This is a genomic window from Methylosinus sp. Ce-a6, from assembly GCF_009811655.1.
Classification (GTDB): domain Bacteria; phylum Pseudomonadota; class Alphaproteobacteria; order Rhizobiales; family Beijerinckiaceae; genus Methylosinus.
Map to the genome: position 1 here is coordinate 12,238 of NZ_BGJX01000015.1, position 18,600 is coordinate 30,837.

At 66.0% G+C, this 18,600-nt stretch carries 20 protein-coding genes; 11 read left to right on the forward strand and 9 right to left on the reverse strand.

From position 1 onward, the window contains the following. Entirely contained in the window at positions 1-318 is a 318-nt protein-coding gene (locus Mspo_RS11000) for a nucleotidyltransferase domain-containing protein (RefSeq protein ID WP_159729680.1), read from the forward strand. Then, positions 315-608 (forward strand): HEPN domain-containing protein, encoded by a 294-nt coding sequence (locus tag Mspo_RS11005; protein ID WP_159729682.1) that lies wholly within the window; start codon positions 315-317, stop codon positions 606-608. Before Mspo_RS11000 ends, Mspo_RS11005 begins: the two co-directional genes overlap by 4 nt. On the opposite strand, the gene ccmB is transcribed toward Mspo_RS11005, so the two are convergent. Next, complete coding sequence (gene ccmB, locus Mspo_RS11010; protein WP_159729684.1) at positions 541-1,212, reverse strand: heme exporter protein CcmB; 672 nt, start codon at positions 1,210-1,212, stop codon at positions 541-543. The two genes, Mspo_RS11005 and ccmB, sit on opposite strands and share 68 nt — an antisense overlap. Next, the gene (ccmA, locus tag Mspo_RS11015) at positions 1,209-1,880 is read right to left on the reverse strand and encodes a heme ABC exporter ATP-binding protein CcmA (protein ID WP_201281684.1); all 672 of its coding nucleotides are present in this window, start codon (positions 1,878-1,880) and stop codon (positions 1,209-1,211) included. The genes ccmB and ccmA overlap by 4 nt, the downstream gene beginning before the upstream one ends. Before the next feature lie 199 nt (positions 1,881-2,079). Between ccmA and Mspo_RS11020 the strand changes: the two genes are divergently transcribed. From Mspo_RS11020 to Mspo_RS11040, 5 genes are all read left to right on the forward strand, one after another. Then, positions 2,080-3,321 (forward strand): aminotransferase class I/II-fold pyridoxal phosphate-dependent enzyme, encoded by a 1,242-nt coding sequence (locus tag Mspo_RS11020; protein ID WP_159729686.1) that lies wholly within the window; start codon positions 2,080-2,082, stop codon positions 3,319-3,321. Between the two features lie 109 nt (positions 3,322-3,430). Beyond that, on the forward strand, positions 3,431-4,621 hold the full coding sequence (locus Mspo_RS11025) for a hypothetical protein (protein ID WP_159729687.1): 1,191 nt from the start codon (positions 3,431-3,433) through the stop codon (positions 4,619-4,621). Continuing rightward, positions 4,618-5,616: a fatty acid desaturase gene (locus Mspo_RS11030; RefSeq protein ID WP_159729689.1), complete on the forward strand. Its 999-nt coding sequence runs from the start codon at positions 4,618-4,620 to the stop codon at positions 5,614-5,616. The genes Mspo_RS11025 and Mspo_RS11030 overlap by 4 nt, the downstream gene beginning before the upstream one ends. A gap of 8 nt (positions 5,617-5,624) precedes the next feature. Next, complete coding sequence (locus Mspo_RS11035; protein WP_159729690.1) at positions 5,625-6,269, forward strand: sterol desaturase family protein; 645 nt, start codon at positions 5,625-5,627, stop codon at positions 6,267-6,269. A gap of 200 nt (positions 6,270-6,469) precedes the next feature. Further along, entirely contained in the window at positions 6,470-8,068 is a 1,599-nt protein-coding gene (locus tag Mspo_RS11040) for an ATP-binding protein (protein ID WP_159729691.1), read from the forward strand. Between the two features lie 50 nt (positions 8,069-8,118). Here the strand turns inward: Mspo_RS11040 and Mspo_RS11045 are convergent, their stop codons facing one another. Together Mspo_RS11045 and leuC are read right to left on the reverse strand one after the other, a co-directional pair. Further along, positions 8,119-8,544, reverse strand: coding sequence for a metallopeptidase family protein (locus Mspo_RS11045; RefSeq protein WP_159729692.1), 426 nt, complete (start codon positions 8,542-8,544; stop codon positions 8,119-8,121). Positions 8,545-8,550: 6 nt separating this feature from the next. After that, the gene (gene leuC, locus Mspo_RS11050) at positions 8,551-9,960 is read right to left on the reverse strand and encodes a 3-isopropylmalate dehydratase large subunit (RefSeq protein ID WP_159729693.1); all 1,410 of its coding nucleotides are present in this window, start codon (positions 9,958-9,960) and stop codon (positions 8,551-8,553) included. A 141-nt stretch (positions 9,961-10,101) separates the two neighbouring features. On the opposite strand from leuC, the gene Mspo_RS11055 reads away from it, so the two are divergent. Both Mspo_RS11055 and Mspo_RS11060 read left to right on the forward strand, forming a co-directional pair. Beyond that, positions 10,102-11,103 carry a small ribosomal subunit Rsm22 family protein gene (locus Mspo_RS11055; RefSeq protein ID WP_159729694.1) on the forward strand — a complete coding sequence of 334 codons (1,002 nt, stop codon included), beginning with the start codon at positions 10,102-10,104 and terminating at the stop codon, positions 11,101-11,103. A 1-nt stretch (position 11,104) separates the two neighbouring features. Further along, complete coding sequence (locus Mspo_RS11060; RefSeq protein WP_159729695.1) at positions 11,105-11,527, forward strand: glyoxalase/bleomycin resistance/extradiol dioxygenase family protein; 423 nt, start codon at positions 11,105-11,107, stop codon at positions 11,525-11,527. Between the two features lie 131 nt (positions 11,528-11,658). Here the strand turns inward: Mspo_RS11060 and Mspo_RS11065 are convergent, their stop codons facing one another. Further along, a complete protein-coding gene (locus tag Mspo_RS11065; protein ID WP_159729696.1) occupies positions 11,659-12,120 on the reverse strand; it encodes a hypothetical protein in 462 nt (153 codons plus the stop codon). A gap of 113 nt (positions 12,121-12,233) precedes the next feature. Further along, positions 12,234-12,632, reverse strand: a complete 399-nt coding sequence (gene rplS, locus Mspo_RS11070; RefSeq protein ID WP_159729697.1) for a 50S ribosomal protein L19 — start codon at positions 12,630-12,632, stop codon at positions 12,234-12,236. Between the two features lie 225 nt (positions 12,633-12,857). On the opposite strand from rplS, the gene glpE reads away from it, so the two are divergent. Further along, entirely contained in the window at positions 12,858-13,181 is a 324-nt protein-coding gene (gene glpE, locus Mspo_RS11075; RefSeq protein ID WP_159729698.1) for a thiosulfate sulfurtransferase GlpE, read from the forward strand. 69 nt (positions 13,182-13,250) lie between these two features. After that, a complete protein-coding gene (gene trpS, locus Mspo_RS11080) occupies positions 13,251-14,285 on the forward strand; it encodes a tryptophan--tRNA ligase (protein ID WP_159729699.1) in 1,035 nt (344 codons plus the stop codon). 102 nt (positions 14,286-14,387) lie between these two features. On the opposite strand, the gene glcF is transcribed toward trpS, so the two are convergent. The 3 genes from glcF to Mspo_RS11095 form a co-directional block, all read right to left on the reverse strand. Further along, positions 14,388-15,668, reverse strand: a complete 1,281-nt coding sequence (gene glcF / locus Mspo_RS11085) for a glycolate oxidase subunit GlcF (protein ID WP_159729701.1) — start codon at positions 15,666-15,668, stop codon at positions 14,388-14,390. Positions 15,669-15,678: 10 nt separating this feature from the next. After that, on the reverse strand, positions 15,679-16,854 hold the full coding sequence (gene glcE, locus Mspo_RS11090) for a glycolate oxidase subunit GlcE (protein ID WP_159729820.1): 1,176 nt from the start codon (positions 16,852-16,854) through the stop codon (positions 15,679-15,681). A 237-nt stretch (positions 16,855-17,091) separates the two neighbouring features. Next, positions 17,092-18,585, reverse strand: a complete 1,494-nt coding sequence (locus tag Mspo_RS11095) for an FAD-linked oxidase C-terminal domain-containing protein (RefSeq protein WP_159729703.1) — start codon at positions 18,583-18,585, stop codon at positions 17,092-17,094. Positions 18,586-18,600 lie beyond the last annotated feature (15 nt).

The following is an 18,600-nucleotide window of genomic DNA, read 5'->3' on the forward strand; positions in this document are numbered from 1 at the left end:
ATGACGACAGCGATCGATCCGATCATGAGCCGGTTTCGCGCCGCGCTCGATGACGCCTATGGCCAGCGGCTTCGACGCGTGGTGCTGTTCGGGTCGCGGGCCCGCGGCGATGCGCGGCCCGATTCCGACTATGACGTGGCGGTGTTCCTCGAAGACATGGAGAGCGTCGGGCGCGAAGCGGAAAAGATCGCCGAGATCGAGACCGACATTCTCTATGACACGGGCGTCGTCATCAACGCTCTGCCCTTCGTGGCCGAGGCCTATCGCGAGCCGACGGCGCTGATGGGAGCCTTGCGCCGCGAAGGCGTGGAGCTGTGAAGGCGGAGGCTGCCGACTTTCTCGACAAGGCTCGCGAAGATTTGAGCGACGCCAGAAAGATCGCCTCGATAGGGCTCGCCAAAGTCGCCGCTCGCTGCGCCTATTACGCCGCGTTCCACGCGGCCGAAGCCTTCATCGTCGAATCGACCGGCGCGATTCATCGATCGCATAACAGCTTTGCTGACCGAGCGGTGACGCCGGGCGACCCAGAACGACGTCTCTTCATTCCCCCGAATGCCGCAGCGCCGCCGCCGCGGCGAAGGGGCAGAGCGCCAGCGAGGCGAGGCTGATCGCGCAGAGTATGGCGAAAGGCGCGAAAAACGAGACCGTCCCGCCGCTCGCCGCCTCCGCCGCCGAGACGCCGAAAATCAGCACCGGAATCGTCAAAGGCAGCACCAACAGCGCCATCAGCAGTCCGCCGCGGCGTAGCGTGACCGTCGTCGCCGCGCCGATCGCGCCGATCAGCGTCAGCGCCGGCGTGCCGGCGAGCAGCGTCGCTGTGACGGCGGCGAGCGCCATCTCCTCCTGCTGCAGCATCAGGCCCAGGAAGGGCGCCGCCAAGGTCAGCGGCAGCCCGGTCGTCACCCAATGGGCGGCGCATTTCACCAGCACGGCGAGCTCGAGCGGGGCGCGGCCGAGATGAAACAGATCGAGCGAGCCGTCCTCGAGATCGGCCTGGAACAGCCGATCGAGGCAGAGGAGGCTCGCGAGCAGCGCCGCGATCCACAATATCGCCGGCCCGATGCGGGCGAGGAGGTTGGGGTCCGGTCCGATGGCGAAGGGGGCGATCGACACCATCACCAGGAAGAAGACGACGCCCATCGTCGCCGAGCCGCCGATGCGGCGGGCGACGCGCAGATCGCGCAAAAACAGGGCGAGAAGCGGAGACGTCACGAATTTTTCCCCAGCGCCAGCTCGCGCGCGTCCTCGAGGCCGAGCGGCTCGTGGGTGGCGGCGACGATCATTCCGCCGAGCGCCCGATGCTCCGTCATCAGCCGCGCGAGCCGCGCGCGCGAGGCGGCGTCGAGGGCGCTCGTCGGCTCGTCGAGCAGCCAGAGCGGCCGGAACACGACCAGCAGGCGCGCCAGCGCGATGCGGCGCTTCTGCCCGGCGGAGAGCATGGCGACTTGCGTCTCGGAAAGATGCGCGAGGCCGACGCGCTCCAGCGCCTCTTTCGGCTCGAGGCTGCGCCGATCCGGCTCGCCGCCCAGAAACTGCGCCCAGAACTCCAGATTTTCGCGCGCGGTGAGCGGCGCCTTCAGACCGTCCGCATGGGCGAGATAATGCAGGAGCGCCAAGGTTTCCTCGCCCTCCTGCGCGCCCTCGATCGCGATGCGGCCGGCAAGGCGCGGCAAAAGGCCGGCGAGAGCGCGCAGCAGCGTCGATTTGCCCGCCCCGTTGCGGCCGGTGACGATCAGCGCCTCGCCGCTCTCGAGCGAGAAGCCGAGGCCGGCTATGACGCGCCGGCCGCCGCGGGCGACGGCGAGCTCCTCCACCCGCAGGCGCAGGGCAAAGGCGCGCGCGGCATGGGGCCGGGAGCGATGATGCGGATCGTCTGTCATCTCGAGAGCCAATAGAGCAAGTTTCGCCGCAGGGGAAACCCCGCCGCGGCGCACGATGCTTTCGCTGGCGCTCTGGCGCCGAAGGATGCTAAGCCTGCGGGCCGACCGCGGGCGTCGCGAGCAATCGGGCGCCGGCTTCCAATGGGGCGCCGCGCCGCGAGAACCGCGCGCGGCCTCGAGACTCGGGATGACGCATTAAGTGGCGAAGCATAACAGCCTTTCGGATTACGCATCGAGACGATTTCGTTTCGCCGGCAATGCGCTCCTCCAATATCACGACCCCTTCTTCGCGCAGATCGACCGGCTCCGCGCCGATTTCGAGGCGAAGGGAACGCATTTCGTCAGTTTCGCCAATTACGACTATCTCGGCCTCGCCAATCATCCCAGAATCGTCGAGGAGGCCGAGCGCGAGCTGCATCGGCTCGGCGTCGGCGCGCTGGCCTCGCGGCTGGTCGGGGGCGAGCGCTCGACCCACAAGCCCTTCGAGGCGGAGATCGCCGAATTTCTCGGCATGGACGCGGCGCTGACGCTCGTCTCCGGCTATCTCGCCAATGTGACGACCATCTCCTGGCTGCTCGGCAAGCGCGACGCTCTGTTCATCGACGAGCTCGCCCATAACAGCATCGTCGCCGGCTGCGAAGGCTCGCCGGCCGAGGTGATCAAATTCCGCCACAACGACTTCGAGCATCTGGACCATCTCCTCGCCAAGAAGCGCGAGGAGTTCCGCCATGCGCTCATCGTCGTCGAGGGCATCTACAGCATGGACGGCGACACCGCCGATCTGCCGCGCCTCTTGGAGCTGAAAGAGCGCCACGACGCCTGGCTGATGGTGGACGAGGCCCATTCGCTCGGCGTGCTGGGCGAGACCGGCCGCGGCCTCGCCGAGCTGCAGGGCGTCGATCCCGGCCGCATCGATCTCGTCGTCGGCACCATGTCGAAGACGCTCGCCTCCTGCGGCGGCTTCGTCTGCGCGAAAAAGCCGGTCATCGACTGGTTCCGCTACACGCTGCCGGGTTTCGTCTACAGCGTCGGCCTCTCGCCGGTGATCCTCGCCGCCGCGCGCACGGCGCTGCGGCTGATGCAGGAGGAGAATTGGCGCGTCGGCAAGCTCGCGCGCAACGCCGAGCTGTTCCGCGACTACGCCCACGCCAATGGGCTGAGCACTGGCCCGGCGATCGGCCGCGGCGTGGTGCCGATCCTGTTCCAGGACAGCGTCGAGACCATGTGGGCCTCGCAGCATCTGCTCGGCGCCGGCTATTACGTGCCGCCGATCGTGCAGATCGGCGTGCCCAAGGACCAGCCGCGGCTGCGCTTCTTCCTCTCGGCCAATCATTCGGAAGCGGAAATCAAAGGCGTCATCGACACGCTGCGCGATCTGCCGCCCGTGGCCGCCGAGGCGCATGAATTGGTGCGCAAGGCGATGGCGGGCGCGAGTTTGTGAGGAGCGGCAGTGGGCAGTCGGCAAGTAGCGACCCGACTGCCCACTGCCCGTCTCGTCCGCGTCGATATGACCGCTTTCGGTCCGAGCATAACAACGATAGGTGTGCGCAATGGCCGGCATCGAGATTGTTCCCGTTGATAGTCTTTCGAGGTTTTTGACCTTCTGCAAGCTGCCGCGTCTCATTTACAAAGGCGCCGCGGGCTTCGCCCCCTCGTTGGACGCCGAGCGCTGGAACCTCTATAGCCACAAGCTCAATCCGCACTTCAAGCATGTCGAGGCGCAGGAGTTTCTGGCGCGCAAGGACGGCAAATGGGTCGGCCGCATAAGCGCGCAGGTCTACAAGCCCGAGATCGAACCCGTCTCCGCCTCGCGCTGGCAATTCGGCTCACTCGACGCGATCGACGACATAGAGGTCGTGCGCGCGCTGACGCGGGCCGCCGAAGAATGGCTGCGCGCGCGCGGCGCCGAGCGCATCACCGGCCCATTCTCGCCGGACATCAACGGCGAAAGCGGCGTGCTGATCGAGGGCTTCGAAGCGACGCCCATGTTTCTGATGCCCTGGCATCCTCCCTATCTGTCGCGGCTCATCGAGGCGCTGGGCTATGAGAAGGCGAAGGATCTGATCTCCTACCGGCACCTCTCCTCGGAGCAGGACCTCAGCAAGGAACGCCGCATCGCGGACCGCCCCGAATGGCGCGATCGGTTGAAGATCCGCCAGCTCGACCGCGATCACCTGAAGCAAGGCGAGACCGCGCTGATGTCCGAGCTGTTCAACGACGCTTGGCGCGACAATTGGGGCTTCGTGCCGCTCGGCAAGGACGAGCTCGACGGTTTTGCGGACCTCATGAAATATGTGATGCCGCCGGAATTCGGCATCGTGCTCGAGCTCGATGGCGCGCCCGTTTCCTTCGCGGTCGCGCTGCCCAATCTGCACGAGGTCACCGCCGATTTCGACGGCAAGCTCCTGCCCTTCAACCTGTTCAAGCTGATCTCGCGCATCCGCAAGCACAAATTCTCCACTGGCCGGCTTCTGCTGCTCGGCACGCGCAAATCGCTGCAGAACAGCGCGACGGGCGGCGCGATCCTCTTGTCGCTGATCGAGGACATGCGCCGGCGCAGCTGCAACGCCGACGTCTTCGCGCTCGAGGCCGGCTGGGTGCTCGAGGACAATATCGGCATGCGCAGGCCGATCGAAATGTTCGGCGGCAAGATCGACAAGATTCACCGCATCTATGAGAAGCGCGTCACCGGCGCGCCGCTCGTTTCATTCGAGGCTCAGAGAGAAGAGGCGAGGCCATGAATGTCATCTCTATTTCCTCGACATCCTCCGCCGACCGCTCGCATGTCGAGCGCCGTCGCCTCATTCTCGAGGCGCATCCGGAAGTGAAGATGCTGTTCGGCAGGGACGACGTCACCTTCAAGATCACCGCGGGAATTTTCGCCGGCCAATTGCTGATCGCCGCCATTCTCGGCTGGCTCGGCCTCTCCTACTGGCCGCTCGCCCTGCTGCTCGCCATTTGCGTCGGCGCTTTCGCCAATCACGCCAATTTCGTCGTCATCCATGACGCGATCCACAATTGCGTGTTCGAGAACCACTTCTACAACAAGCTGACCGCCCTGCTCGCGGATCTCCCCAACGCCTTTCCGACCGCCATGGGCTTTCGCTGCTATCACATCAAGCATCACTCCCACCTCTCGGCCTATGACTATGACGCCGATATTCCGAGCCGCTGGGAAGTGGAATGGGTCGGCGACAGCACATGGCGCAAGGCCGTCTGGCTGTTCTTCTTCCCGGCGATCCAGCTCGCCCGCCTCTCGCGGCTGAAAGGCACGGTGCCGATCATGGGGCTGTGGACCTATGTCAACACCGCCGTCATCCTCCTCTTCGATGCTTTCGTGCTCTTCGCCTTCGGCCCCAATGCGCTGCTCTATCTCTTTCTGTCCTTCTGGTTCTCGGTCGGCGGGCTGCATCCCTTGAGCGCGCGCTGGGTGCAGGAGCATTTCGCCTTCGGCCCCAATCAAGGCACTTTCGACTATTACGGCCCGCTCAACAAAGTCGCGCTCAACATCGGCTATCATAACGAGCATCACGACTTTCACGAGATTCCCTGGCGGCGCCTGCCAGAGCTCACCGAAATGGCGCCGGAGTTCTACAAGCCGCTCGGCGCCCATTATTCCTGGTTCGCCCTGCTCGTCACCTTCGTCTTCGATCGGCGCTATTCGCTGAAGACGCGCTCCGCCAATGTGGAGCTCGCCAGCGCCGCCGCGCCGCTCGTTCCCGTCCCGGCGGAGTAGAGTTCCTCATGACTGCGACCGAAAACGACGCGCTCGCCGCCTCGCCGCGGCTCTTCGAGAGCGACATTCTCGACAAATATTCGCGCGTCCATCATCTGACGCCGCCGCTCGTCTATGGGCCGGTCATTCTCTGGCTCGTCGCCTATGCGAGCGGCTATGCGAGCGCCGCCTATATTCTCTTCGCCTTCATCGCGGGCTATGCGGCCTGGACGCTCACCGAATATTTCGGCCATCGCTTCCTGTTCCACACGGTGTTTGCGCTGCCCTTCGGGCTCGGCCCGCGCTTCCAATTCCTCATCCATGGCGTGCATCACATCTATCCGAACGATCCGCTGCGGCTCGTCATGCCGCCGCTGCTATCGGCCCCGATCATGCTGATCGCGCTGACGCTGATCCGCCTTCTCTTCGGCGGAGCTTTCGCCTGGCCGATGCTCGCGGGCTTCATCGCCGGCTACGTGCTCTACGACTGCGTGCATTATTGGACGCATCACGGCCAGCCGAAGTCGCAGCTCGGCCATCTGGTCCGCAGGCTCCATATGCTGCACCATTTTCGTGACGCGGAGCGAGGCTTCGGCGTTCATGCGATCTGGTGGGATTATGTGTTCGGCACCAATTACGAGAAGGGTCAGACGCCGGGAAGCCGGGCCGTGTGAAGGGCTTATCGTCGCAGGGTCCCTGCGCTGCGCCACTTTCGGCCATAAATGAGCCGGGAAGCGCGCGCATTGGGCTCGGGAGGCGGCGCCCCGCCACCGGAATCGCCGAATTCCCGGGGCGACCCCCCTTGGCTTATCCGCTCGTCTCCTCATGAGGCGCGCAGCTTCGTTCGACGACGGCGGATATGGGCGAATTGAACATGCCGAGCGTCAAAGCGCCACCTCCGCCCGCCGCGAGCTCCGATCTTACGCGAGCCGACCATGGCCGCATCCGCGCGCTCGTCGCCGTGCTCGCCCCGCAGCTCGCGCGCTGGTATCGCTCCTCGCTCTCCTGGCGCCTCGCCATCGGCCTTCTCGCCGCCGCCGCAGGCGTCGTCTGGCGCCAGCTCATCGCGGGCGACAGCGGCGCCCATGCCTATGTGACCTTCTATTTCCCGGTCCTCGTCGCCTCCTTCACCGGCGGCGCAGTATCTGGAGCGCTGACGCTGCTCATCAGCACTGCGGTCGCCCACCTCTGGCTCGCGCCGATCGAGGGCCTCGAAGATGCGCTCGCCTTCGCCACCTTCCTGACCACCAACAGCGTCATCATCGTCGTCGGCGAAGCGTTCCAGCGCACGCTGACCCATGTCGACAATCTCGAGACGCGCCATGCGATGGAGCGGCTCGCGGCGCAGAATGCGCGGCTCGTCGAGCAATTCGGCAGCGTCGCCCTCGCCGCGCCGGGCGTCGTCTTCTCCTTCCGGCTCGATACGAAAGGCTTCGGCTCCTGCCCCTATCTCGCGGAGAATGTGCGCGCCGTGTTCGGCCTCGCGCCCGAGGAGATCGCCGCCGACGCCGCGCCCATGCTGCGCCGCATCGACGCCGCCGACGCAGAGCGCATGCGCGCGAGCTTCGCCCGCTCGGCGGCGCAGATGACGCTTCTGCGCGAGGAGTTTCGCTACGACCATCCCTCCAAGGGCCAAATCTGGCTGGAGACGCAGGCGCAGCCGGTGCGTCAGGCGGACGGCTCCACCGTCTGGCACGGCTATGCGCAGGATGTGACCGAGGGCAAGCGCGAGGAGGCGGCGCGGCTCGAGGCGGAGCGCGCGCTGGAGCAGCGCATCGTCGAGCTCGAGCGCGCCAATGAGCGGCTGGCCCGCTTCGCCTATGTCGCCTCGCATGATCTGCAGGAGCCCTTGCGCAAGATCGTGGCCTTCTCGCAAATGCTCGACGCCGCCGTCGCCGCCTCGGACCACAAGGACATTTCCTATGCGAGCGAGGTGATGCGCGGCTCGGCGCTGCGCGCGCGCGAATTGGTCGAGGATCTGCTCGTCTATTCGCGGATCGTCGAGGCTCCGCTCAAAGTGCAGCGGCGCGAGCTGCGCGTCGAGATTCAATCGGCGCTGACCGATCTCTCCGAGCTGATCGAGGAATCGAACGCCGATGTCAGCCTGGACGCGCCGCGCGTCGAGTTCGAGGCCGACCCGCCGCAATTCGCGCGGCTCATGCATAATCTCGTCAGCAACGCCATCAAGTTTCGCCGCCGGGGAGAGGCGCCGCGCATCGCCATCGCCGGCCATGTCGAGGATGGAATGCTGCGCCTCTCCGTGTCGGACGACGGCGTCGGCTTCGAGGCGAAATACGCCAAGGCGATCTTCGAGCCATTCAAGCGCCTGCACAGCAAGGCGGAATATCCGGGCACGGGGATCGGCCTCGCCATCTGCAAGACGATCGCCGACCGCCACGGCTGGACGCTGACCGCGCGGTCGCAGCCGCTGCAGGGCGCGACATTCGAGGTGACGATGCGGCTGCCCGACTGACGGCCGCGCTCGAAGAAAGCGGCGTTGGCGCAAGCTCGGCGACGCCGCGCTCACCCCGCCCGCAGCTCGATCTCCTCGATATCCTCGTCCGAGAGGCCGAAGTGATGGCCGATCTCATGCACGAGGACATGGGTGATGACCTCTTGCAGCGTGTCCTCGCCATCCGCCCAATAGTCGAGGATCGGACGGCGATAGAGCCAGATCATGTTCGGCGGCTCGCCCGTGCGCCCCGTCGCCTCGCGCTGGGCGAGGCCCTGGCCGCGAAACAGCCCCAGGAGATCGAACTCCGTCTCGCATTCCATTTCCTCGAGGATTTCCTCGTCCGGGAAATCCTCGACATGGATCACGAGACCTTCGCAGAGCCGCGTGAAGCGTGACGGCAAGGACGCGAAAGCCGCATCGGCCAGCACCTCCAGATCCTCGAGCGAAGGGGCCCGAAGCCCGGCCAGAACGCTATCGTCGAGAGGCGAGGCCATGGGGACTTACCTCCAGCTGCGCACATCCACGAAACGGCCGGCGATCGCCGCCGCCGCGGCCATGGCGGGCGAAACGAGATGGGTGCGGCCCTTGAAGCCCTGCCGCCCCTCGAAATTGCGGTTGGAGGTCGAGGCGCAGCGCTCGCCGGGCGCGAGGCGGTCCGGATTCATCGCGAGGCACATGGAGCAGCCGGGCTCGCGCCATTCGAAGCCGGCGGCGAGGAAGATCTTGTCGAGACCCTCGGCCTCGGCCTGCGCCTTCACGAGGCCCGAGCCCGGCACGACAATGGCGTTGACGCGGGCGTTGACCGTCTTGCCGGCGACAAGAGCGGCGGCGGCGCGCAGATCCTCGATGCGGCCATTGGTGCAAGAGCCGATGAAGACGCGGTCGATCGCAATGTCGCTCGCCTTCTCGCCGCCCGCGAGGCCCATATAGTCCAGCGCTCTGGCGATCGCCTGACGCTTGGCCGGATTGGCGACGCTGTCCGGCGTCGGCACATTGCCGGTGATCGGCATCACATCCTCGGGCGAGGTGCCCCAGGTGAGGATCGGCGGCAGATTGGCCGCGTCTATGACGATCTCGCGGTCGTAATGCGCGCCCTCGTCGGTGCGCAGCGTGTCCCAATAGCGGCGCGCCGCCTCGAAGGTCTCGCCCTGCGGGGCCTTGGGCCGGCCGCGCAAATATTCGTAAGTCTTCTCGTCCGGCGCGACGAGGCCGGCGCGCGCGCCGCCTTCGATCGACATGTTGCAGACCGTCATGCGGCCCTCGATCGTAAGGTCGCGGATCGCCTCGCCGGCATATTCGATCACATGGCCGGTGCCGCCGGCCGTGCCGATCTCGCCGATGATGGCCAGAATAATATCCTTGGCGGTCGCGCCCTCGGCGAGCTTGCCGTCGACGCGCACCAGCATATTGGCGGCCTTCTTCTGGATCAGCGTCTGCGTCGCCAGAACATGCTCGACCTCCGACGTGCCGATGCCATGGGCGAGCGCGCCGAAGGCGCCATGGGTGGAGGTGTGGCTGTCGCCGCAGACGATGGTCGTGCCGGGCAGGGTGAAGCCCTGCTCGGGGCCGACGATATGCACGACGCCCTGGCGCGAATCATGCTCATTGAAATATTCGACGCCGAACTCGGCGGCGTTGATGGCGAGCTGCTCGACCTGCGCCTTGCTCTCCGGATCCTCGATCGGCTTGGAGCGGTCGGTGGTCGGCACATTGTGATCGACGACGGCGAGAGTCTTGCCCGGCGCGCGCAGCTTGCGGCCGGCGACGCGCAGCCCCTCGAAGGCCTGTGGGCTCGTCACCTCATGGATCAAATGGCGATCGATATAGATGAGGCACGCCCCGTCCTCCTGCTCATGAACCACATGATCATCCCAGATCTTGTCGTAGAGCGTGCGCGGGCGTGCTGACATTTGTCTCGTTCCTGCTTCGAACCGCCGTAAAAAGAGCCGCAAATTCGGCCTCGACCGAACCCGGCAGGATGTTCTACTCGCAACCCGGGCGGCTTGGAAGCATGTAATCTCGGCCGCGTCCGAGCGGGAGGTCTCTTCGACGTGACGCGAATTTCGACGGCGCCGCCGCAGGAGCTGACGGCGGCGCTGGAGCTCCTATTGGACGAACGCTCGCGGAAAAGCCTGGCCGAGCGGGCGGCGCGCATTTCCGCCGTCTATCGCGGCGGCGGCGCGACGGCGCAGGCCATTCTCGACGAAGACGACGCCCTCGCCTACGCCCTCTATCGCCTTCCGGCGACCTATGCGGCGACGATCCATGCGCTCGGCCGGCTCCGCGAGCGCGCCCCTCACTTCGCTCCGCGGCGGGTGCTGGACCTCGGCGCGGGACTGGGGACCGCGAGCCGGGCCGCGCGCGAGATTTGGCCTCGAATCGAGAAACTTTCGCTGCTCGACCGCAGCGCGCCCTTTCTGGCGCTCGCCCGGCGGCTCGCCGGCGAGGCGCTGTCCGCGGCCGAGATCGTCGTTGGAGACCTCTCCGCTCCCCCCGATCTCGGCGGCCCATTCGATCTCGTCGTCGCGAGCTACGCCTTTACGGAGATCGCGGAGGACAGCCTCGCCACCGCCGTGGACGCCGCTTGGGCGAACTGTGGCGGGGCGCTCGCCCTCGTCGAGCCCGGCACGCCGCGCGATCATGCGCGGCTGATGCGGATGCGGGCGCGGCTCGTCGCGGCCGGAGCGCGCGTCTCTTTGCCCTGCCCGCATTCGGCGCCCTGCCCGCTGGCTCCGCCCGACTGGTGCCATTTCTCGGTGCGGCTCGCGCGCTCGCGCGACCATAAGCTGCTCAAAGGCGCCGACGCGCCATTCGAGGACGAGAAATTCGCCTATCTGGTCGCGACCCGCGCGGAGGCCGAGATCGCGCCTGCGCCGGCCCGTATGTCGGCTCGGCCGGAAGTTCTCAAGCATGGGTTAAGGATAAAGCTTTGCACTGAGGCGGGAATCGCAGAAGTTATGGTGGCGAAGCGCGATAAGCGGAAATTCGCGCCTATAAAAAAGAAAGACTGGGGCGACGAGGTCGCCGCGGAGGAAATATCGGCGGGGGAGTGACATGCAGCGCCCGAGGGTCTCGCCCTATCTCACGGTCTCGCCGGCCGCCGGCGCGATCGCCTTCTACACCGCCGCCTTCGGCGCGCATCAGCGGGCTCTGATGCCCTCCGTCGACGGGATGCGCATCGCCCATTGCGAACTCTGCATCAATGGCGGCTCGGTGATGCTCGCCGACGCTTTTCCGGAGTTCGGCCACGCCCGCACGCCATTGCCCGGCGAGCTGGTCACAGCCTCCGTGAGCCTCGAATACGACAAGCCGCAGGAAGTGGACGAGATCGTCGCGCGCGCCGGCCAGCTCGGCGCCAAGATCGAGACGCAGCCGACCAATTCCTTCTGGGGCACGCGCTACGCCGCGCTGCGCGATCCCTTCGGCCACAGATGGATATTGAACGCGCCGCTCGATTCGTCCGTCGGCGGGACTTGATCTCTCGCGCGAGAGACTTTTGTTTTTAACGTGTTCCGACGCCGAACCGGCGTCCACTTCGGCTGGAAACGCTTTTTGTTTTTTAACGCGTTTCCAACGCCGAACCGGCGTCCACTTCGGCTGGAAACGCTTCAGGGCGAGACGAAGAAGGACCGGCGCATCGAGGTCCATGTCTCGAGCGCGAGCGCGATCTCCGAGAGTTCCTCGACGCAGAATTGCGCGAGCGGCGACGCATCGCGAACCAGAATGGACGGCAGCACCGCCTCTCGCGCCGGCAGCACTGCCCTTTGCACGCTGTCGCCGATGACGAAAGCCTCGTCGAAGGGCCGCGACGCCTCTATCGCCCAAACGAGCAGCGACGCGCCCTCGCCGAGGCCCGGCGTCGCGGCGTCATAGAGTTTCGCGAAGCGGCCGGCGAGGCCGAGGCGCTCGGCGACCGCCGCGAGCTCTTTTGTCCCCGCGGCGACGGCGACATGGCTCCAGCCCTTGGCGGCGAGCGCCTCGAGCGCTTCCGCCGCGCCCTCTGCAAGCCGCCAATCGGGCTCGCGGCGCGCGAGCGCGCCCTCGAAATCCCAGAACAGGATTTTGGTCATTGGTCCTCGTCGCGCGAGACAGCGTCATCGCGAGCGCAGCGATCCAGAGCCACGGGCGGTCCCTGGATCGCTGCGCTTCGCTCGCGATGACGGAAGAGAGGGTTGCCTCGGCCTTACTCGGCCGCGGGCTTGTCCTTGGCCTTCGCCTTATTGTCGATGCGCTCGGCGATGCGGGCGGATTTGCCGCGACGATCGCGCAGATAATAGAGCTTGGCGCGGCGCACTTTGCCGCGGCGGACGAGCTTGATCGAATCGACGAGCGGCGAATGGATGGGGAACACGCGCTCCACGCCTTCGCCATAGGAAATCTTTCGAACTGTGAAGCTCTCGTTGAGGCCGCCGCCCTGACGGGAGATCACCACGCCCTCATAGGCCTGGATGCGGGAACGGTCGCCTTCCTTGACCTTCACATTGACGATGACGGTGTCGCCGGGGCGGAACTCCGGGATCGACTTGCCGGCGAGAAGGCGGGCGGATTGCTCGGCGTCGAGCTGCTCGATGATAGAGGACATGAAAGAAAACTCCTGCCGTTTCGCCTTTTCGCCTTGGCGGCGCTCTGGCGAGCGTTTCGGGACGCTGTTTTGATTTGGACGCGCCGCCATACACGAGACCGCGCCCAATGTCGAGAGCGGGCGCGACCGGACGTCCGCCCGACGGCCGCTCGAGTTGGCCCCTTCTTCGCATGAGCGCAGGCGGAATGGCGCAAAGGGCGCCCGATCGAAGCGCGAGACCTTACAATGGCGCAAGATTTTCGCAGGATCGACGTCGCCGCCGCGCGCGAGGTGATGAGCCGCGGCGAGACGCTCGTCCTCGATGTGCGCGATCCCGAATCCTTCGGGCGCGGGCACATAGAGGGCGCGGAGAACGCCTCGCAGGACGACCTCACCTATTATCTCTTCGAGACGCCGAAGGAGAAGCCCGTCATCGTCTGCTGCTATCACGGCAATTCGAGCCAGTCCTATGCGCGCATCTTCGCCGATATGGGCTTTGCCGAGGTCTACAGCCTCGACGGCGGCTATGAGGCCTGGGCGGCGGCGGAGAGGGCGGCGTCCGGCGGCTGAGGCCGCTACTTGCGCTCGGGGTCCCGCATTGTCATAAGAGCCGCCGATCTCGAACCAGTCGGCGCTTCCATGACCAGCTTCCCGCAGCGCGTCTTCTCCGGCGTGCAGTCCACCGGCAATCTGCACCTCGGCAATTATCTCGGCGCGATCGTCAAATTCGTCGAGCTGCAGAAGAGCTTCGACTGCCTCTATTGCGTCGTCGACCTGCACGCCATCACCGTGCCGCAGGACCCGATCGCGCTCAAAGCCAACACGCGCGAGATCGCCGCGGCCTTCATCGCCTGCGGAATCGACCCGAAGAAGAACATCGTCTTCAATCAGAGCCAGGTGGCCGAGCACGCCGAGCTCGCCTGGATCTTGAATTGCGTCGCCCGCATCGGCTGGCTCAATCGCATGACGCAGTTCAAGGACAAGGCCGGCAAGGATCGCGAGAACGCCTCCATGGGCCTGCTCGACTATCCGGTGCTGATGGCCGCCGATATTCTGCTCTATCGCGCCACCCATGTGCCGGTCGGCGAGGATCAGAAGCAGCATTTGGAGCTCTCCCGCGACATTGCGCAGAAGTTCAACAATGATTTCGCCGAATCGATCGCGCGCAACAACTTCGGCGAGGCCTTCTTCCCGCTGCCAGAGCCGCTGATCTCCGGCCCGGCGACGCGGGTGATGAGCCTGCGCGACGGCACGAAGAAAATGTCGAAATCCGACCCTTCGGATTATTCGCGCATAAATCTCTCCGACGACGCGGATCAGATCGCGCAGAAGGTGAGGAAGGCCAAGACCGATCCGGACGCCCTGCCCTCGGAAGAGAAGGGCCTCGAGGGCCGGCCGGAGGCGGATAATCTCGTCGGCATTTTCGCTGCGCTCGCCGAGCGCGGCAAGGCCGATGTGCTGAGCGAATTCGGCGGCGCCAATTTCTCGACCTTCAAGAATGCGCTGGTCGATCTCGCCGTCGCCAAGCTGTCGCCGATCACCGCCGAAATGCGCAAGCTGACCGCGGACGAAGCCTATATCGACAATGTGCTGCGCGACGGCTCCGCCCGCGCGCGCGAGTTGGCCCGCGCCAATATGGATGCGGTGAAGGACATCGTCGGCTTTTTGCGCTGACGCAAAACCCGCCATCATCGCGAGGAGCGCAGCGACGAAGCGATCCAGGGGGCCGCCCCATGGCTCTGGATCGCTTCGCTGCGCTCGCGATGACGGGTCGGTTCATTGAAGGGGATTGTCGCCGCCGCTCGCCCAATCGAGCAATTGCACGGTGTGAAGAATGGGGATCGTCGTCCCCTGCCCGATCTGGATCATGCAGCCGAGATTGCCCGCCGCGATCGCCTGCGGCGCGACCAATTCGATATTGGCCACCTTGCGCTCGCGCAATGCGCTCGCGAGCTCGCCCTGCAGGAGATTATAGGTTCCCGCCGAGCCGCAGCAGATATGGCTCTCCGGAACGGGGACGACGTCGAAGCCGGCGCGTCGCAACAGCTCCATCGGCAGATCGGCGATCTTCTGCCCATGCTGCAAAGAGCACGCGGAATGATAGGCGATGCGGAGCCCGCCGACATCGACCGACGCGGCGAAGTCGAGCGCGGCGACAATCTCCGTCACGTCGCGCGCCATGGCGGCGATGCGCGCGGATTTTTCCGCGAGCGCGGGATCGTCTCGGAACATATGGCCGTAGTCCTTGACCGTCGTTCCGCAGCCGGATGTGTCGATGACGATGTGATCGAGCCCGCCGCGCTCGATCTCGCGCGTCCAGGCCTCTATGTTGCGGCGCGCCAGCTCGTGCGATTGCGCGGCCTTGCCCAGATGATGCGGCAGCGCGCCACAACAGCCGGCGCCCTCAGCCACCACGACCTCGACGCCGAGACGCGTCAGCAGACGCACGGTCGCCTCATGGATTTTCGGATCGAGCACGGTCTGCGCGCAGCCGTTCAGCAGCGCGACGCGCATTCGCCGCGCCCCCTTCGCCGCGAGAGTTTGCGGGCGATCGATCGGCGAAGGCGACGGCAGCCGCGCCGGCGCCATTGCGATCATGTCTTTCATGCGGCGCGGCAGCAGGCTCGCAAGGGGCCGCGCGAGCGAGGCGGCGCGCAAGGACTGGCGGAACAGCGCCGGCCGCGTCAGCACGAAGGCCAGCGCGGCGCGAAGCCAGCGATCGAGGAAGGGCCGCCGGTAAGTTTTCTCGATATGCGCGCGTGCGTGATCGACGAGATGCATGTAATGCACGCTCGACGGACAGGTCGTCATGCAGGAGAGGCAGGAGAGGCAGCGGTCGACATGGCGCATGGTGCGCTCGTCGGCGGCGCGGCCATTCTCCAGCATCTCCTTCATCAGATAGATGCGCCCGCGCGGCGAATCGAGCTCGTCGCCGGTCAAGAGATAGGTCGGGCAGGTCGCCGTGCAGAAGCCGCAATGCACGCAGGCGCGCAGGATTTTCTCCGACTGCGCCATGTCGGAATCGGCGAGAAGCTCGGGAGAGAAATGCGTCAGCATCGCTTTTGTCTCAGAACTCCGCGCGCAAGCGCCCGCGCTCCAGAATGAAGCGCGGATCGAAAGCCTCCTTCACACGCCGCGTGAGCGCGGCGAGCGCGGAAGGCTGCGGATGAAACACATCGACGCGCGCGCGAATCTCGGCGTCGGCGCGAATGAGCGTCGCATGGCCGCCGAGCGAATCGACGATCGCGCGGATCGCCTGCGCATGGGCGTCCGCCGCCGTCTCCAGCCGCAGCCAGACGAGGCCGCCGGCCCAATCATAGACATGGGCGATGAGCGGCGCGCCGGCGCGGCGCAGGCGCTCGACGAAAGCAAAACCGTCGGTCGGCGCGAGCGACACGCGCCATATGACGCCCTCGCCCGCGATCGGCTCGGCGTCGCGCAGACGCGACCAGAACGCGCGGCTCTCCGCATCGCGTAGAACGTCGATCGCGGCGCAGAAGGAAGCGAGAAAAGCGGCGAGATCGTCGCGGCGCGTCAGAACAGAAATCTCCGGCCCATCGAGCCGCAGCGCCGCCGCGTCATTGCGCGGATCATAGGCGAAGCTCGAGACCTCGTAAGGCGAGCCGGAAGCCTTGCGCAGGGCGGCGAGGCCCTTTTCCTCGCCGAGGCCGGAGAGCAGCAAAGTCTCTTCCGTCTCCGCCTTGGGCAGCGCTTTCAACGTCACTTCGGTCAGGGCCGCGAGCGTGCCATAGGAGCCGGTCACGAGCTTGGAGAGATCATAGCCGGTGACATTCTTCATCACGCGGCCGCCGGATTTGACGATCTCGCCGCGGCCGGTGACGCAGCGAAAGCCGAGCAGATGATCGCGCGCCGCGCCCGCTCTGATGCGGCGCGGACCGGAGGCGTTGACGGCGATGACGCCGCCGATCGTCGCATTATCGCGCGCGCCGCCGAGCAGCGGCGCATGGTCGAGCGGCTCGAAGGCCAATTGCTGGCCCTCTCCGTCGAGCAGCGCGACGATATCGCGCAAGGGCGTGCCGGCGCGGGCCGTCAGCACCAGCTCCTGCGGCTCATAGAGCGTGACGCCCGAAAGCGCGGCGAGCGAGAGAATGCGCTCGCGCTGCGTCGCGCGGCCGAGCGCGGATTTGGAGCCATGGCCTTCGACAGACAATGGCGCGTCTTGCGCGAGCGCGGCGCGGATCGCGTCGGCGACGTCTTTCTCATCTCTCGGGGTCAGCAGCATATGACGCGCTTCCCGCATCGAGACGCGCGTTTCCTTCTCCCGCCTGCGGGAGAAGGTGGCCCCGCGAAGCGGGGTCGGATGAGGGCTTGTCGCCGATCATGAATGAATCTCGCTCGACCGTGAATGTCCCCGCCGATTGCTCGAACCCTCATCCGACCCGGCTGCGCCGGGCCACCTTCTCCCGCGAGCGGGAGAAGGAGCGCGCACGAAGATTGTGGGAGGACGGCGATCATTCGCTCAAAACCTCGGCAAATCAGGAAACGGCAGCTTGCCGCCCTGCACATGCATCATGCCGAGCTCGGCGCAGCGATGCAGCGTCGGAAACACCTTGCCCGGATTGAGCCGATGCTGCGGATCGAAGGCGCATTTGACGCGCTGCTGCTGCGCGAGATCGGTCTCGTCGAACATTGCGTGCATCAGATCGCGCTTTTCGACGCCGACGCCATGCTCGCCGGTCAGCACGCCGCCGACCTCGACGCAAAGGCGCAGAATATCGGCCCCGAGCTTCTCGGCCCGTTCGATGTCGCCCTCTTTCGACGCGTCATAGAGGATGAGCGGATGCAGATTGCCGTCGCCGGCATGGAACACATTGGCGACGCGAAGCCCGTGCAATTTCGCCAGTCCGTCCATGCGCGTGAGCACCTCCGGCAGGCGGCCGCGCGGAATCGTGCCGTCCATGCAGAGATAATCGGGACCGATGCAGCTCACCGCGGGAAAGGCGTTCTTGCGCCCCGCCCAGAAGCGCAGCCGCTCGGCCTCGCTCTGCGAGACGCGCGTCTCGGTCGCGCCCTCGGCGCGGGCGATTTGCTCTGCCACTGCGACGAGATGATCGACCTCGGCCGGCGTTCCGTCCAATTCGACGATGACGATGGCGCCGGCGTCCAGCGGATAGCCGCAGGGCTGGAAATTCTCGACGGCGCGAATGGTGGCGGCGTCCATCATCTCGAGGCCGCCGGGAATGACGCCGCGCGCGATGATCGCGCCGACGCAGCGCGCGCCGGCCTCGACGCTCGGGAAGGCGAGCAGCAGGCCTCTCGCCGACATGGGCTTTCGCAACAGCCGCACGGTGACTTCCGTCACCACGCCGAGCAGCCCTTCCGAGCCGGTCATCAGGCCGATGAGATCATAGAGCTCGCTGTCGAGATGCTTGCCGCCGAGGCGCAGCACGTCGCCGCCCATCAGCACGATCTCGAGGCCGAGGATGTTGTTGGTGGTCAGACCATATTTCAGGCAATGCACGCCGCCGGCGTTCTCGCCGACATTGCCGCCGATGGTGCAGGCGATCTGCGAGGAAGGGTCCGGCGCGTAATAGAAACCCGCATATTCCACGGCTTTCGAAATGGCGAGATTCTGCACGCCGGGCTGCACGCGCGCGCAGCGATTCTCGAAATCGACCTCCAATATACGGTTGAATTTGGACATTCCGAGCAGAATGCCATCCTCGAGCGGCAGCGCGCCGCCCGAGAGCGAGGTGCCGGCGCCGCGCGGCACCACTTTCACATTCATCTCCTGCGCCAGCGCCATGACCGCGCTCACCTGCGCCACCGTCTCCGGCAGCGCGACGACGAGCGGCAGCGCGCGATACATGACCAGCGCATCGCATTCATAGGCCCGGCGCGCGGTCTCGTCGGCTATGACATTGGCGGCCGGCAGTATCGCGCGAAGCCGCGCGACGAGCTCCTCGCGGCGCGCCAAGATCGCCTGCTCGGGAAGCGGCATGAGGAGAGACATGCGGACTCGCTGAAA